Annotated in this window: 15 protein-coding genes; 6 read left to right on the forward strand and 9 right to left on the reverse strand. The window is 66.4% G+C overall.

The features are described from left to right. Positions 1–8 precede the first annotated feature (8 nt). Positions 9–1,460 (forward strand): amidophosphoribosyltransferase, encoded by a 1,452-nt coding sequence (gene purF / locus ACM9HJ_RS10645; protein WP_416571692.1) that lies wholly within the window; start codon positions 9–11, stop codon positions 1,458–1,460. Positions 1,461–1,518: 58 nt separating this feature from the next. On the opposite strand, the gene ACM9HJ_RS10650 is transcribed toward purF, so the two are convergent. The 6 genes from ACM9HJ_RS10650 to ACM9HJ_RS10675 all read right to left on the reverse strand — a co-directional run bounded on the left by ACM9HJ_RS10650 (position 1,519) and on the right by ACM9HJ_RS10675 (position 8,039). Beyond that, complete coding sequence (locus tag ACM9HJ_RS10650) at positions 1,519–2,874, reverse strand: M16 family metallopeptidase (RefSeq protein WP_416571693.1); 1,356 nt, start codon at positions 2,872–2,874, stop codon at positions 1,519–1,521. Beyond that, positions 2,874–4,310, reverse strand: a complete 1,437-nt coding sequence (locus tag ACM9HJ_RS10655) for a M16 family metallopeptidase (RefSeq protein ID WP_416571694.1) — start codon at positions 4,308–4,310, stop codon at positions 2,874–2,876. Before ACM9HJ_RS10655 ends, ACM9HJ_RS10650 begins: the two co-directional genes overlap by 1 nt. Before the next feature lie 165 nt (positions 4,311–4,475). Then, positions 4,476–4,829 carry a hypothetical protein gene (locus ACM9HJ_RS10660; protein ID WP_416571695.1) on the reverse strand — a complete coding sequence of 118 codons (354 nt, stop codon included), beginning with the start codon at positions 4,827–4,829 and terminating at the stop codon, positions 4,476–4,478. A gap of 172 nt (positions 4,830–5,001) precedes the next feature. Further along, positions 5,002–6,009, reverse strand: coding sequence for a TIGR00266 family protein (locus tag ACM9HJ_RS10665; protein ID WP_416571696.1), 1,008 nt, complete (start codon positions 6,007–6,009; stop codon positions 5,002–5,004). A 119-nt stretch (positions 6,010–6,128) separates the two neighbouring features. Further along, complete coding sequence (locus tag ACM9HJ_RS10670; protein ID WP_416571697.1) at positions 6,129–6,731, reverse strand: DUF1013 domain-containing protein; 603 nt, start codon at positions 6,729–6,731, stop codon at positions 6,129–6,131. A 312-nt stretch (positions 6,732–7,043) separates the two neighbouring features. After that, positions 7,044–8,039 carry an NAD(P)H-quinone oxidoreductase gene (locus ACM9HJ_RS10675; protein ID WP_416571698.1) on the reverse strand — a complete coding sequence of 332 codons (996 nt, stop codon included), beginning with the start codon at positions 8,037–8,039 and terminating at the stop codon, positions 7,044–7,046. 84 nt (positions 8,040–8,123) lie between these two features. On the opposite strand from ACM9HJ_RS10675, the gene ACM9HJ_RS10680 reads away from it, so the two are divergent. After that, positions 8,124–8,312, forward strand: coding sequence for a DUF1192 domain-containing protein (locus ACM9HJ_RS10680; protein ID WP_416571699.1), 189 nt, complete (start codon positions 8,124–8,126; stop codon positions 8,310–8,312). Here the strand turns inward: ACM9HJ_RS10680 and ACM9HJ_RS10685 are convergent. Both ACM9HJ_RS10685 and zapE read right to left on the reverse strand, forming a co-directional pair. Next, positions 8,302–8,514, reverse strand: coding sequence for a ribbon-helix-helix domain-containing protein (locus ACM9HJ_RS10685; protein ID WP_416571718.1), 213 nt, complete (start codon positions 8,512–8,514; stop codon positions 8,302–8,304). The two genes, ACM9HJ_RS10680 and ACM9HJ_RS10685, sit on opposite strands and share 11 nt — an antisense overlap. Positions 8,515–8,603: 89 nt before the next feature. Beyond that, on the reverse strand, positions 8,604–9,722 hold the full coding sequence (gene zapE, locus ACM9HJ_RS10690; protein WP_416571700.1) for a cell division protein ZapE: 1,119 nt from the start codon (positions 9,720–9,722) through the stop codon (positions 8,604–8,606). 161 nt (positions 9,723–9,883) lie between these two features. Between zapE and ACM9HJ_RS10695 the strand changes: the two genes are divergently transcribed. Then, entirely contained in the window at positions 9,884–10,678 is a 795-nt protein-coding gene (locus tag ACM9HJ_RS10695; RefSeq protein WP_416571701.1) for a substrate-binding periplasmic protein, read from the forward strand. A 181-nt stretch (positions 10,679–10,859) separates the two neighbouring features. Further along, positions 10,860–12,089 (forward strand): DUF2336 domain-containing protein, encoded by a 1,230-nt coding sequence (locus tag ACM9HJ_RS10700; protein WP_416571702.1) that lies wholly within the window; start codon positions 10,860–10,862, stop codon positions 12,087–12,089. A 7-nt stretch (positions 12,090–12,096) separates the two neighbouring features. Here the strand turns inward: ACM9HJ_RS10700 and ACM9HJ_RS10705 are convergent, their stop codons facing one another. Then, the gene (locus ACM9HJ_RS10705; RefSeq protein WP_416571703.1) at positions 12,097–13,803 is read right to left on the reverse strand and encodes a methyl-accepting chemotaxis protein; all 1,707 of its coding nucleotides are present in this window, start codon (positions 13,801–13,803) and stop codon (positions 12,097–12,099) included. A gap of 244 nt (positions 13,804–14,047) precedes the next feature. Here ACM9HJ_RS10705 and pdxY point away from each other — a divergent pair, with 244 nt between their 5' ends. Both pdxY and ACM9HJ_RS10715 read left to right on the forward strand, forming a co-directional pair. Continuing rightward, on the forward strand, positions 14,048–14,908 hold the full coding sequence (pdxY, locus tag ACM9HJ_RS10710; protein WP_416571704.1) for a pyridoxal kinase PdxY: 861 nt from the start codon (positions 14,048–14,050) through the stop codon (positions 14,906–14,908). Positions 14,909–14,979: 71 nt separating this feature from the next. Further along, positions 14,980–15,378, forward strand: a complete 399-nt coding sequence (locus ACM9HJ_RS10715) for a hypothetical protein (protein ID WP_416571705.1) — start codon at positions 14,980–14,982, stop codon at positions 15,376–15,378. Positions 15,379–15,387: the final 9 nt, after the last annotated feature.

The following is a 15,387-nucleotide window of genomic DNA, read 5'->3' on the forward strand; positions in this document are numbered from 1 at the left end:
GCGCCCCCATGCTGACGACCCATCCCTACGACGACGACAAGCTGCGCGAGGAGTGCGGCGTCTTCGGTGTGTACGGTCCCCAGGACGCGGCGGCGCTGGTGGCGCTGGGCCTGCACGCGCTTCAGCATCGCGGGCAGGAAGCGGCCGGCATCGTCAGCTTCGACGGCCAGGACTTCCCGCAGCATCGGGCGCTGGGCCAGGTCGGCGATATTTTCGGCAGCGAAGCGGTTATGCGCAACCTGACCGGTGAGATCGCCATCGGCCATGTCCGCTACGCCACCACCGGCGAACGGTCCTTGCGCAATGTGCAGCCGCTGTTCGCCGAATTCGAATTCGGCGGCTTCGCCCTGGCCCATAATGGCAACCTGACCAACGCCATGCAGCTGCGCCGGCAGCTGGTGCGCCGCGGCTGCCTGTTCCAGTCCACCTCGGATACCGAGACCATCATCCATCTGATGGCGACCAGCCGCTTCGGCAGCGTCATCGAACGGCTGATCGACGCCCTGCGCCAGATCGAGGGTGCCTATTCCCTGGTCTGCATGGCCAAGGATCAGGTGGTGGGCGTGCGCGACCCGTATGGTGTGCGCCCCCTGGTGCTGGGCCGCGTCGGCGACAGCCATGTGCTGGCGTCGGAGACGGTGGCGCTGGATATCATCGGTGCCGACTATATCCGCGACATCGAACCGGGCGAGATGGTGGTGCTGGACAAGAACGGGGTGCAGAGCCTGCGTCCCTTCCAGCAGGCCCCGTCGAAGTTCTGCATCTTCGAATATATCTACTTCGCCCGCCCCGACAGCTTCATGGAAGGCCACTCGGTCTATGGCGTGCGCAAGAAGATCGGTGCGCAGCTGGCCATTGAAAGCCATGTCGATGCCGATCTGGTGATCCCCGTGCCGGATTCGGGCGTGCCGGCGGCACTAGGCTATGCCGAACAGAGCCAGATCCCTTTCGACCTGGGCATCATCCGCAACCATTATGTCGGCCGCACCTTCATCCAGCCGACGGACAAGATCCGCCGCCTGGGCGTGAAGCTGAAGCACAATGCCAACCGGCATTTCATCGAAGGCAAGCGCATCATCCTGGTCGATGACAGCATCGTGCGCGGCACCACCTCGGTGAAGATCGTGGAGATGATGCGCGATGCCGGCGCCAAGGAGGTGCATATGCGCATCTCCAGCCCGCCGACCAACAATGCCTGCTTCTACGGCATCGACACGCCGGAGAAGGAAAAGCTGCTGGCCCACCGCATGTCGGTGGAGGAGATGCGCCAGTATATCAATGCCGACAGCCTGGCCTTCATCAGCCTGGACGGTCTCTACAAGTCGCTGGACCATGCCAAGCGCGACGGCGACATGCCGCAATATTGCGACGCCTGCTTCACCGGCGAATACCCGATCAGCCTGACCGATTACGAAACGGCCCGTCCCGACGTGGCCTATATCGGGGCCAAGCGGGCGTAAGTTGCGCGTGGATCAATATGAAAGGGGCGGGGCGACATCATCGCCCCGCCCCTTTCATTTACGGCTTGTACAGCGTCCCGTCCGGCGTGATGCCCGTCGGCTGGCCGACCAGGATGGTGGTCAGCTTGGCCGGGTCCAGCAGGCGTGCAGCCACCCGTTTCACATCCGAAATGGTCACGGCGTTCAGCAAGTCGTTGCGCTTGTTCAGATACTCAATGCCCAGATCGTCGCGCTGCACCTGCAACAGCAGGCCGGCAATGGCGCCGTTATTGGTGAATTGCAGCGGGAACGATCCGGTCAGATAGGTCTGGGCATCGCGCAGCTCGGCCTCGGTGATACCGTTCTTCGCCACGTCACCCCATATCTGTTTCGTAACCGAAATGGCCTCGGCCGCCTTGTCGTTGACGGTGGAACCGCTGACGCTGATCAGGTTGGCATGGTCATAGCTCTGCAAGCTGGAACCAATGCCATATGTCAGACCGCGCTTTTCCCGCACCTCGTCCATCAGGCGGGAGGAGAAACCACCACCACCCAGCACGTAATTCAGAATGGTTGCCGCATACCAGTCCGGGTCCGACCGGTCCAGCCCGCCATGGGCCAGGATCATCACCGTCTGCGGAATGGGGCGCGGAACCAGAATGGTCTTGCCCGGTGCCGCCAGCTGGATATCGGCCACCTTCGTCAGGTTGGCCTTGGCCGGCAGGGCGCCGAACAGGCTGTCCAGCAGCGGGGCCAGTTCCGCCGCCGTGATGTCACCCGATACCGCCACCTTCAACCCTTCGCGGGCCAGACGCGTGCGGGCGAAGGCCACCAGATCGTCGCGGGTGACGGCGGCCAGGGTCTGGGCCGTACCACGCTGCGGGCGGCCATAGGCATGGCCGGGGAACAAGGTCTCTCCGAAGGCCAGCTGCGCCCAGTAATTGGGGTCGGCCTGCGACCGGCGCAGGCTGGTCAGCAACTGGTTGCGGATACGCTCCACCGCCTCATTATCGAAACGCGGCCTGGTCAGGGCAAGGCGCAGCAGGTCGAAGGCGGTGTCCTTCGTCTCCCGCAACGTCGTCACCTGCCCCGCGAACCCGTCACGACCGGCGCTGAAGGTCAGGGTGATGGAATTATCGTCCAGCTTGCCCTGGAACGCCTGGCTGTCCAGGTCGCCGGCCCCTTCGTCCATAGTGCTGGCCGCCATGATGGCCAGGCCCAGCTTGTCCTGGGGGTCCAGCTCCGTGCCGCCCTGGAAGGCATATTGCAGGGAAATGATGGGGTTCTTGGCATCGCGCACCAGCCAGGCCTCGACCCCGCCGGGGCTCACCACCTTCTCGATATCGACGGCGGCGGCGGGCAGGCTGGTGAAGGCCAGGGCGAAGGCGGTGAGCAGCAGGGCGCCGGTTTGGCGGATCATCTTCATGGCGTCCATCACTTGGTCCCCCCCTGCTTGGTGGGGGCAGCCGGGGCCGCCGCCGGGGCGGAGACTGGCGCTTCGGCCGGCATCAGGATGCCGGTGACATGGTTGTCCCGGGACAGGACCAGACGCGCGGCCGCTTCCACCTGCTCGCGGGTCACGGCGGCGATCCGGTCGGGCCAGGCCTCCACATCCGCCACGGTCTGCCCCGTAGTCAGGGCGACACCGAACGCATAGGCCGGGCCCTGCAAACTATCGCGGGCGAAGATAGCGTCGCGGCGCAGGCGCACCTTGGCGCTCTCCACCTCCGCATCCGTCACCCCGCCAGCCAGCAGCTTCGCCAGCTCCGCATCCACCGCCTTCTCCACGGCCGCGACATCCTGGCCGGGGGCCGGGGTGGCGGAGATGGACAGGGTGCCCAGGTCCAGCGCGTTGGGATTGTAGGACAGGCTGGCACCCGCCGCGACCTTCTGGTCCACCACCAGCGCCTTGTACAGGCGCGAGGTGGCACCGTCGGCCATGATGTTCTCCAGCACCTCCAACGCGCTGGCATATTGCTTCTCACCCGCCGAGTAGGAGGGCGCCTTCCAGATACGGCTCCAATTGGGCTGGCGCACCTGATCGTCGGTCAGGGTGATGCGCCGCGCCCCTTCCGTGGGCGGCTCCGTCACCCGTACGCGGGCGGGGATGTCCTTGGAGGGCTTGATCTTGCCATAGGTCTTCTCGGCCAATGGCTTCAGATCGGCGGCCGTGATGTCGCCCGCCACCACCAGGATGGCATTGTTGGGCGCGTAATGGCGCTTGTAGAAGTCCAGCGCGTCCTGCGTCGTCAGCTGCTCGATCTCATGCATCCAGCCGATGATCGGCGTGCCATACGGGTGGTGCACGAACAGCAGGCTGTAAAGCTGCTCGTAAAGGCGCGAGGCAGGCTCGTTCTCCGTGCGCTGGCGGCGCTCCTCCTGGATCACCTTGCGCTCCGGCAGGACGATATCGTCCGTCAGGCGCAGATTGACCATGCGGTCGGCCTCCATCCCCATGACCAGCTCCAGCCGGTCGCGGGCGATATTCTCGAAATAGGCCGTGTAATCGTACGCCGTGAAGGCATTGTCGCGGCCACCATTGCGGGCCACGGTCTTGGAGAATTCCGACGGCTTCATCTTCGCCGTGCCCTTGAACATCAGATGTTCAAGATAATGGGCCAGCCCGGACTTGCCCGGCTCCTCGTCCGCCGACCCCACCTTGTACCAGACCATGTGGCTGACCACGGGGGCGCGGGGGTTGTTCACCACCACCACCTGCATGCCGTTCTTCAGCGTGAAGGTCTCCGGATCGAAGACGCGGGCCATGGCGGGCTGGATCGCCGCCAGGCCCACCAGGGCCGACAGCGCCACACCGGCGGCCAGCCCGCGCCAGCGGCGATGGGGCGTTGCGGGACGTGCGTTCTGGGTCACGAGGGTCATTTCCTCCCGGCTCGGGCCAATTTGCCCGTACTGTGGCGCGGGGGAGATGGAATGCCAATGGAATTCAGGTGAACGGCGTGTAATGCGGCGTGTGGGGAATCCGTGCTAGGATGGGTCCGCCGATATACGGGAACTGTCGATGAATTAAGGGGCTGCTTACCCCACCTTGTGACCCGTAGTCGCCGTCAGCCGCGCATAGTCCGCCCGCAATTCGGCCAGCCGCGTGGCGGCGGCTTCGGGGTCGCTGGCGGCCAGATCAATCGCATTCTGCGCCGCGTGCTGCAGGCGCTGATGGGCCCGGTTCATGGTCAGGGCCTGATCGAAGGCGTTGCTCATGGCGATCAGGCCGCCCTGCAGAGTGTGGCACAGGCTTTCCGCCGTGCGCCCCATGCTATCCACCGCCGTCACCAACTGCGGCAGGCCCGCCGTCGCTTCCATAAGGCGATCGGCCAGCAGGATGGCGCTATCCATGGGTTTCGGCTGGCGGATGAACGGGATGACCGTGCCCATTGCGGCTTCCTTGTCACCATCAAAGAGAAGGGGGGCGGTCGAACCGAACGGTCCAGCCGGTGCCCCCTACCCTGTGCCGATGCGCGCCTGTCCGCAACCTATCCATTGGCACACCTATCCGTACGTATCCCTCCGGGGTAGCCCACGGGAAGAATGCACGGCCCTGAACGGATCAGCGCTTGCCGCCCATGACGATGTCGCCCAGGGGGCCCAGCACGCTGCCCTCCCCCTTGCCGGCACCCGGCATGGCGGCCGACAGCATACGGCCGGCCAGACGGGAGAAGGGCAGGGACTGGATCCACACACGCCCCGGCCCGCGCAGCGTGGCGAAGAACAGACCCTCACCCCCGAACAGCACCGACTTCACCCCGCCCACCTGCACCAGATCGAAATCCACGTCGGGCGTGAAGGCGGCCACACAGCCCGTGTCGACATGCAGCACCTCTCCCGGTGCCAGCTGACGTTCCATGACGCAGCCGCCGACATGGGCGAAAACCCAGCCATCGCCGGTCAGCTTCTGCATGATGAATCCTTCACCGCCGAACAGGCCGGTCAGGATGCGGCGCTGGAAATGGATACCCACCTGCACGCCCTTGGCCGCCGCCAGGAAGCTGTCTTTCTGGCAGATCAGCCCGCCGCCCAGATCGGCCAGGTTCAGGGGCAGAATGGTGCCGGGGAACGGGGCCGCGAACGCCACCTTCGCCTTGCCGCGCCCATTCTGGGTGAAGACGGTGGTGAACAGGCTTTCCCCGGTCAGCACGCGCTTGCCGGCCCCGATCAGCTTGTCCAGGAAGCCGCCCGATTCGGTGCCGTCGCCGAAGATCGTGTGCATCTCCACCGACGCGTCCTTGTAGACCATGGCCCCGGCCTCGGCGATGGCGCTTTCGCCGGGGTCCAGCTCGACCTCGACGAACTGCATCTCCTGCCCGTGGATCTTGAAATCGATCTGGTCGGCCTTGCCGTACCGGCCACCTCCGCGTGGCGGGGGCGGCGGGGCGCCGGCCCCGCCCCAGGGGCTGGGCTGCGGCGACAGTTCGGCCACGGCGCGCACCGGCAGCCATTCGGCCATGCCGTTGCGCCAGCAGAAGGCGTCGGGATGGGCGCGGACGTAATCCAGCGCCGCCTGCCCGTCCAGCGGACCCACCCGGTCGTCATCATCATGGAAGAACCATTGCGTCATTGCCGCATCCCCCTGGTCTGGCATTGAACGATCCGCAGGATATCGTAATGCCGCCGGAAAAGAAAAAGGCCGGCTGCCATCGGGCAGCCGGCCAATTCCGCAACGGCATATGGTGCCGATCAATCTTCCTGATCGTCCCCGGCCAGCGTCGGGTCCAGATCCTCGTCCTCGGCATCCATCTCCGGCGTCTCCGGTTCCGGACGGCCCTTGCGGGCCTTTTCCAGGGCGGCGTCCAGCTCGCGCTGGCTGCACAGGCCCAGCAGCACCGGGTTGCGCGCCTTGATGTTGGCGGCGTTCCAGTGGGTCTTGTCGCGCACGGCGGCGATGGTCGGCTTGGTGGTGCCGATCAGCTTGCAGATCTGCGCATCCGACAGCTCCGGATGGGCCTTCAGCAGATGCGCGATGGCATCCGGCTTGTCACCGCGCTTGGTGACCGGCGTATAGCGCGGGCCCTTGGAACGGGCGACCGGCTGCGGCAGGTCCTGATGGCGCATCCGCAGCTTCAGGTTGGGATTGGCCTCGACCCGGGCGATCTCCTCCGCCGTCAGTTCACCACCGGCGACCGGATCGCGGCCGACCATGCCCACCGCCACTTCGCCATCGGCGATGGCCTGCACTTCAAGCTCATGCATACCGCAGAATTCCGCGACCTGCTCGAAGGTGAGGCCGGTATTTTCGACCAGCCAGATGGCGGTGGCCTTCGGCATCAGGGGCAGTGCCATGCTTCCTCCTCAAAAACGCTTCACCGGGCTGGAACCGGCGGAAAATCGATCCGTGAACGCAAAAGCCGCCCGTCGCGCGCGGGAGGGGCCCCGCGCAGCCAACCGGACGGACAAGTCAACGACCCTTATCCCTATAGCGTTCCGTCACGCGACAAGCCACGGGATTCTTTCAACGATCCGTGTAACGCCAAAGCAGGATGAGCTTGCTTCATCCTGCTTTGGCTGGCGCGTTGAGCGCCCGCGACCCCATGGTCGCGTGAAGCCAAGCCGCCGGAGGCGGCGCCCGGCGACTGGGGAAAGAATGTAGTCCCCTTACACCACCAGCATGATCTTGCCGATATGGGCGGAGCTCTCCATCAGGCGGTGGGCGTCGGCCGCCTGGTCCAGCGGGAAGGTCCTGGCGATGACGGGGCGCACCTTTCCGGCGGTCACCATCGGCCAGACATTGGCTTTGACGGAAGCCGCCAAGGCCGCCTTCTGCGCCGTCGAACGGCTGCGCAGGGTGGAACCGGTCAGCGTCAACCGCTTCATCATCACCGGCACCAGGTTCAATTCCGTCTTGGGCCCGCGCAGGAAGGCGATGGTGACGTGACGCCCATCAACGGCCAGACAGTCGATATTCCGCGGCAGGTAATCGCCACCCACCATATCCAGCACGACATCCACGCCGCGCTTGCCCGTCTCCTCCTTCACCACCGAAACGAAATCCTGGCTCTTGTAGTCGATGGCATGGTCGGCCCCCAGGTCGCGGCACGCCGCCACCTTGTCCGCCCCGCCCGCCGTGGCGAAGACGGTGGCGCCCAGCGCCTTGGCGATCTGGATGGCGATGGTGCCGATGCCGCTGGTCCCGCCATGCACCAGGAAACTCTCGCCCGCCGTCAGACCGGCCCGCTCCACCACATTCGTCCAGACGGTGAACACCGTCTCCGGCAAGGCCGCCGCCTGCACCATGTCCAGCCCATCCGGCACCGGCAGCACCTGGCCCGCCGGTGCCGTGGCATATTCGGCATAGCCGCCGCCACCCAGCAGAGCGCAGACCCTGTCACCCACCTGCCGGCCGGCAACATCGGGACCCAAGGCGGCGACGGTACCCGCCACCTCCAGCCCTGGCAGGTCGGATGCACCCGGCGGCGGTGGATACAGGCCCTGGCGCTGCACCACATCCGGCCGGTTGACGCCGGCCACCTCCACCTTGATCAGCACCTCCCCCGCCGCCGGCACGGGCACGGGCCGGGTGGTTGGCACCAGCACCTCCGGACCACCGGGTTGCGTGATCTCCACGGCGCGCATGGTGGTGGGCAGGGTCATGATGGGGTTACCTCATGGTTCGGTGTGGCGGTCATCGGGCTGATACCGCAGAATGGCGCCCAAGACAAAGATATGGGGGAAAAGATGGCTTTCGACCTGGACGAATTGCTGCCCGCCAAGAAACCGGCCAAGCCCCTGGAACTGGCCACGCTGTCCGTGGGCGACCTGAACGATTACATCGCCGCACTGGAGGCGGAGATCATGCGGGTGAAGGCCGCCATCAAGGACAAGCAGGATGTCCACGCGGCCGCAGCGGCGTTTTTCAAGAAGTAGGGCGAAACGCCGCCAGCACGTGCACCCGGAGCGCCGAGGACAGGTTCCCCGTCCGCGTGGCGTCCACCCGTTCGATCAGGGTGTTGACCGACATGCCGTCCCTCGCCGCCAGTTCCTTCAGCGCTTCCCAGAACGGTTCCTCCAGCGTCACGCTGGTCGGGTGGCCGGCGATCATGACGGAGCGTTTACGGACCTCGGTCATCATCGCCTCTCCCTTCCTGTTCCCTCAAGCGCCGGGCGCCGCCATCCGGCGGCTTGGCTTACGGCACCATGGGTGCCGGGCCGCCGGTATCAGGTCAAATGCGGTCGCGCCAGGTAATCCTCGGCCTGCATTTCCATCATGCGGCTGACGGTGCGCTGGAATTCAAACGCGTGGGTGCCTTCGGCATAGATGCGCTCGGGCGCCACTTCCGCCGCGATGATGGTGTTCACCTTGTGCTCGTACAGCGCATCGATCAGCGTCATGAAGCGCTTGGCCTCGTTGCGCAGCGCCTCGGGCAGGCGCGGCACCATGTCGATCAGCACCGTGTGGTAATGCGTGGCGATGGCGAGGTAGTCACCGGCCCCCAGCGGCCGCGCGCACAGCTCGTCAAAGGTGAACCAGGCCACGCCCTTGGCGCTGCGTGGCACCTCCACCCGGCGGCCCTGGACCGTCAGGTGGGTGGCCACCGGCGTCTCCCCGTCGGTCACATCGGCGAAGGTCTGCGCCATCAGCCCGGCCGTCGCGGGTCCCAGCGGGTAATGATAGACCTTGGCCCCCATCAGCCGCGCCAGACGATAGTCGCGCGCCGAGGCCAGGTGCAGCACGTCCAGCTTTTCCTTCAGCAGCGCGATGAAGGGCAGGAACAGCTGGCGGTTCAGGCCATCCTTGTACAGATCCTCCGGCGGCCAGTTGCTGGTCGCCACCACCACCACGCCCAGATCGAACAGGGCGGTGAACAGCCGGCCCAGGATCATGGCGTTGGTGATGTCGGTGACGTGGAATTCGTCGAAGCAGAGCAGCCACCCCTCGGCCGCGATCTCCTTCGCCACCTCCACCACCTCCTCGCCCGGCTTGGCGCGGCCTTCGCTGCGGAGCGCGTGGATGCGCTCATGCACGTTCAGCATGAAGGCGTGGAAATGCACCCGGACCTTCTGTTCGACAGGCGCCGTCTCATAGAACAGGTCCATCAGCATGGATTTGCCACGGCCGACATCGCCATAGATGTACAGGCCCTGCGGCGCCGGATCGGGCCGCCGCGTCAGGCCGAAACGGGCGCGCCATCCCGTCTGCCCCGTGGCCGGGCGATAATCCTTCAGGGCGTGCCAGAGGCTTTCCAGCTTCTCCGCCGCCAGTTCCTGCGCCGGATCGGCCTTCAGCGTGCCGGTGCCGCGGCGGGCGCGGTAGACGGAAAGGGGACCTTCGGTCATGGCGCGATCATCAGCAAGGTGATGGGACTTCAACCAGAACAGGTAACGACAGCCCCGGCCCTTCGCAAGTGCGGCATCCACGACCCTGCCTTGTGGCATGGTCGGGCATGCTGAAATTGGTCGTTACATTTTAAATAAATCCGTGTGAATTTGTAACGACCATGAAAACGCCTTCCCCTGCCCTGCTGGCCGCCATTGCGGCCCTTTTCGCGCTGCCTGCCTGGCTGCCGGCCGCCGCCGGGGAAGGTGCGGGCGGCTGCCACATGCAATTCGTCTGGGCGGAAATGCCGCCCTATCAGACGCTGGGCGGGGACGGCAAACCCACCGGCATCGATATCGAACTGGTGGCCGAAGCCGCGCGCCGTATGCCCTGCACCATCGATTGGGAACTGGCACCGCGTGCCCGGGCCGTGCTGCTGGTGCAGGAGGGCAAGGCCGATGCCATTGTCGGCGTGGCCCGCACGGCGGAGCGGGAAGCGTTCGGCATCTTCTCCCAACCCATCCGCGAGGGACGCAATGTCCTGATCGTGCGCAAGGGCGACGCCAAGAGCTTCCCGTACAACAGCCTGACGGAACTGTCGGCCAGCGGCTTCCGCCTGGGCGTCACCTCGGGAACCAAATACAGCCAGGAATTCGAGAACCTGTCCCGTGGCGGCGCGCTGGCCGACAATATCGTCACCGTCCAGAACGGGGAAAGCGCCATGGCCATGCTGCTGCGCGACCGGATCGACGGGTTCCTGGACGGCTATCGCATCGCCATCAACCGGGCCGAACAGATGGGCATGCGCGGCGATATCGATGTGCATCCGATGTTCGTCAATGAACAGAAGGCCTTCACCCTGTTCAGCCGCACGTCCGGCATCAATCCGGCCACCATCACCCGCTTCAACGCCGTGATGCTGGGCATGCAGACCGACGGCACCACCAACCGCATCATCAGCAATTACGGCAGCTGATTGGCCCCATCGTTACAGGGGGCAATTGGCGCCTTTCGGGCCGGCACGACATCCCGCCCTGCTGCGCCGCAGCAAAATTAACGATGTCGCCGGCCGGCCCACGTTTGTCCGTTGAAAGCCGGGCACGGATGGGGGATCGTGGCGCCATGCCGCACCCCGCCACGCCCCACCGCCCCACGCGATGACCGACCGGCCAGACCCCAAGCTGGGGCCCCAAGCCTATGAGCGGGCCAAGGAGATCGCGGCCAGCCGTGATCCGGCGCAGCGCGCGGAACTGGCGTTGCAGCCGGAAACCCCGCCGGAGCTGCTCTATTATCTGGCTGACGACGATGATGCGCTGGTCCGCCGCGCCGTCGCCTTTCGCACCGAAACGCCGGTACAGGCCGCCCCGCGCCTGGCGCGCGACCTGGACACCGATGTGCGCGTGCTGCTGTCGCGCAAGCTGGCCCGCGCCCTGCCACATCTGTCCGGCGCCGAACATACGGCCATCCGCGATCTGGCCCATCATGCGCTGACCATGCTGGCCGCCGATCAGGTGGTGCGGGTGCGCGCCGCCCTGGCCGGCGCGCTGCGCGACGTGGCATCGGCCCCGCCCGGCCTGGTCGCGCAACTGGCCAGAGACGTGGCGCGCGAGGTGGCGGAACCCATCCTGCGCGGCTGCGTCAACCTGTCGGATGAGGAGATTGTCGCCATCATCGCGGCCCAGCCGGTGCCCTGGGTGCTGGAGGCGATTGCGCGGCGCGACCGCGTTTCCGCCCCCGTGGCGGAGGCGGTGGCCGCCGCCGGCGATCCCGTGGCCACGGCCAGCCTGCTGGCCAATCCCGGTGCCGCCCTGTCCGACGGCGCCATGTCGCGCATGGTGGCCAAGCCGCTGGCCGCCATCGACATGGGCAAGACCACGGCCAAGCCGCTGCTGCCCCCCACCCTGCTGGGCAAGCTGGCCCGCATCGTGGAAGACAGTATCCGGGGGGAACTGGCCGGCCAGGGCTTCGACAAGCAGGACCGGCAGGAAGTGGTGGCCGTCACCCAGCGCCGCCTGGACTGGGCGCGGGATTATGTGAAGCGCGAGCCACCGGATGCCAAGGCCGCCCGCCTGAAATCGGAAGGCAAGCTTGACGAGGCGGCGATCTGGGACGCCCTGTCCTGGGGCGACAAGCCCTTCGTGCGCGAGGCTTTGGCGCTGCGCGCCGACCTGCCATCCGAACTGGTGCAGCGGGTGATCGATACGCAAAGTGCCCGCGCCATCACCGCCCTGGCCTGGCGGGCCGGGCTGACCATGCGCTGCGCCCGGCTGTTACAGCTGAAATCCGGCCTGCCGCCACCCAAGCTGCTGAACGCCCGCCACGGGGTGGATTACCCGATGAATGAGGCGGAGATGCGCTGGCAGCTTGGGTTGTTCGGGGTGGAGTGATCACCCCTCACGTCCCCGTGCGCACCGAGGCCAGGAACCGGTCCACCTGGGCGCGCAGCGTACCCGCATGGTCGGTCAGCTCCGCCGACGCCCCCAGCAGCTGCCGCGATTCTGCACCCGTGCGGGCCGTGCCCTGACGAACATCGCCCACCGCCTGGGTCACCGTCTCCACCCCGTCCGATGCATGGCGGGCGCTGCGGGCGATCTCGGTGGTGGCGGCGTTCTGTTCCTCCACGGCCGACGCGATGGAAGCCGAAATCCGGTTCACCTCGGCCACCGTGGCCCCGATCTCCTTGATCGCCTTCACCGCGTCGACCGTGGCCGACTGGATTTCGGCGATGCGCTGGGCGATATCGTCGGTGGCGCGTGAGGTCTGGCTGGCCAGGCTCTTCACTTCCGACGCGACGACGGCGAAGCCCTTGCCGGCCTCCCCCGCCCGCGCCGCCTCGATCGTGGCGTTCAGCGCCAGCAGGTTGGTCTGACTGGCAATGTCGCTGATCAGGCCCAGCACGTCGCCGATCCGCTCCGCCTTGGTCGACAGGCCATCGACGATGCCGTTGGTATGTTCGGCCTGTTCGGCGGCGCGGCGCGTGCGATCGGCACTGTCCTCGATCTGGCGGGCAATCTCCTGGATCGACGAGGCCAGCTGCCCGGCGGCCGTGGCCACGGCCTGGACATTGTCGGTGGCCTTGGTGGAGGAGGCCTGGACCGTATCCACCCGTTCCTCCGCCTGACCGGCCGTGGCCAGCAGCAGTTCTGCCGACTGCTTGACCTGGGCGGACGAGGCGCCGACCGCGGTGACGACGGCACTCACCTCATCCTCGAACCGGCGCGCCAGCGCCTGCATCTCCGCCTGCCGCGCCTGCTTCACCCGTTCCTCCGCGGCAACCTGTTCACGGCGCAGGGTATCGGCCTCGATGGCGTGATGCTTGAACACCTCCACGGCACTGGTGATTTCCCCCACCTCGTTGGCGGCGGTGCTGGCCGGGATTTGCGTGGTCAGGTCGCCATCGGCCAGACGCAGCATGGCATCGGTCAGCCGGCGCAGCGGCCGCAGCGACGCCACGGTCCACCAGGCCATGCCCACGCCCACCACCAGACAGATGGCGAAGACGGCCAGCATCAGTTCGGAAAAGCCGCGCGCCTGGGCCCGGGTCTCGTCACCGATGATGGTATTGTCCTGCTCCTCCTTGTCGATGAAGCGGTTGATGCGGGCCAGCCATTCATTCAGGTCCAGGCGCACGGTGGACAGCAGCAGTTCCTGCGCTTCTGCCGTCTTGCCCGCCTTGTGCAGCTCGATCACCCGGTTGATGCCGGGCAGGGTCTTGGCCTCGATCTGCTTGATCGCGTCCAGGATCTGGCGCTCGGCGGGCAGGATGTCCTTGCGGGCCGCGAACATGGCGTCCATGCCCTTGGCGGCGGTGGCATAATTCGCTTCCAGCCGGCGGATGTCGCCGACGATGGTGTCGATGGTCGCCGCATCCTGGACCAGCACCACATCGCGCAGCGCAATGGCCCGGTCATGCACGGAGCCGCGGAAATTGATGGCGTGGCGCAGCTTGACGCCATTCACCTCGTTGATCTGGGTCAGGCTGTGGTTGATCAGGCTGACCTTCTGCACGCCGACGCCGGTCAGGACGACCAGCAGCAGCAAAAGCACCCCGAAACCGATCATCACGCGGGTCTTGATCTTGGCATCACGCAGGCTGCGCATGGGACGCTCTCTGTATTGGGAATTCGGGGCTACCCAGAACGGGTAGCGGATTGGCCAAGCAGACGACCGACGGGCAGGTCCCGGCAGTGATGTGCCGCACAGTGTCCCCCTCACGTTTTTGGCATTGCAGCCCTGTCGCCGCGCGGCGTAGCAAGTAACAGAGCAGTGGCATGAAATTTGTTTCATGCCACTGCCAGGCCGGCGACCGCCGGCCCCGCGCCTGAGGGAACGAGAGGATGACAAATTGCGGACCATCCTGACCATCCAGTCCCATGTCGCCTTCGGCCATGTCGGCAACCGGGCCGCGGTTTTCCCTTTGGAACGGCTGGGTTTCGATGCCATCGCCGTCAACACGGTGCAGTTCTCCAACCACACGGGCTACGGTGCCTGGACGGGCATGGTGCTGCCGCCCGACCATATTGCCGACGTGCTGAACGGGGTGGAGGCGCGCGGCGCCCTGGATGGTCTGCATGCCGTGCTGACCGGCTATATGGGTGACGCAACGCTGGGTGATGTGGTCCTGTCCGCCGTGGCGCGGGCCAAACAGGGCAACCGTGACGCGCTCTATTGTTGCGATCCGGTGATGGGCGATGTCGGGCGCGGTTTCTTCGTGCGACCCGGCATTCCGGAATTCTTCCGCGACCGCGCCGTGCCGCAGGCCGACATCATCACCCCGAACCAGTTCGAACTGGAATATCTGACCGGCCACACCGTCACCGATCTGGCATCCGCCCTGGCGGCCACACGGGCGGCGCGCAGCCTGGGCCCGCGCTGGGTGATGGTGACCAGCCTGACCCGCGCCGACGCGCCCGCCGACAGGATCGAGGTGCTGCTGGACGGGCCGGACGGAGCCTTCCTGGTGGCCACCCCGCGCCTGGACCTGACACCACCGCCCAGCGGGGCCGGCGATTGCGTGGCGGCCCTGTTCCTGGCCAAATTCCTGGAAACCGGCGACGGCGCGCTGGCCCTGTCGCACGCGGCATCCGCCGTCTATGCCGTCTTCAAGGCGACGCGCGACAGCGGGCAGCGGGAATTGCAGATCATCGCGGCCCAGGACCAGCTGGTCCGGCCCGACCAACTTTTCCCCGCCGACCGTGTCAGCTGATACGCCCCGCTTGCCGTTGCCACGCAGCGGGCCTATTTGAATTTGTGCCGCCATCAAGGAGCGCCAACCGGATGTCCCGCCTGTCCATCGCCTGCTTCGGCATCGCCCTGCTGTCTGTCCCCGCCGCCATTGCCCAGCCGGCCGTCCAGCGCGCACCGCAGGGGGAATTCGGCTGCGAGGTGCAGAAGGGCAATCCCTGCCAGGGCCGCGTGGATTTCAACGTCGGTAAGAGCTTCGAGTTCAAGATCCCCGGCCCCGGCGACGTGACGTTCGAAAACAAAGGCAACAAGCGCTGCGTGCTGGAATATTCCATCACCGAAAGCACGCTCGCCGCCACCGGCCGGCAGCTGTCGCTGGGCCCCGGCCAGAACCAGGTGCTGGCCGTGCGCGATGCCGGCGGCATGGTCATCCGCTTCTTCAGCCGCGGCATCGGCTCCACCACCTGCGACCTGACGGTGGGTCTGTCCTGACCCCCATCC

Origin of the sequence: Niveispirillum sp. KHB5.9 (genome assembly GCF_048066115.1) — a bacterium.
Classification (GTDB): domain Bacteria; phylum Pseudomonadota; class Alphaproteobacteria; order Azospirillales; family Azospirillaceae; genus Niveispirillum.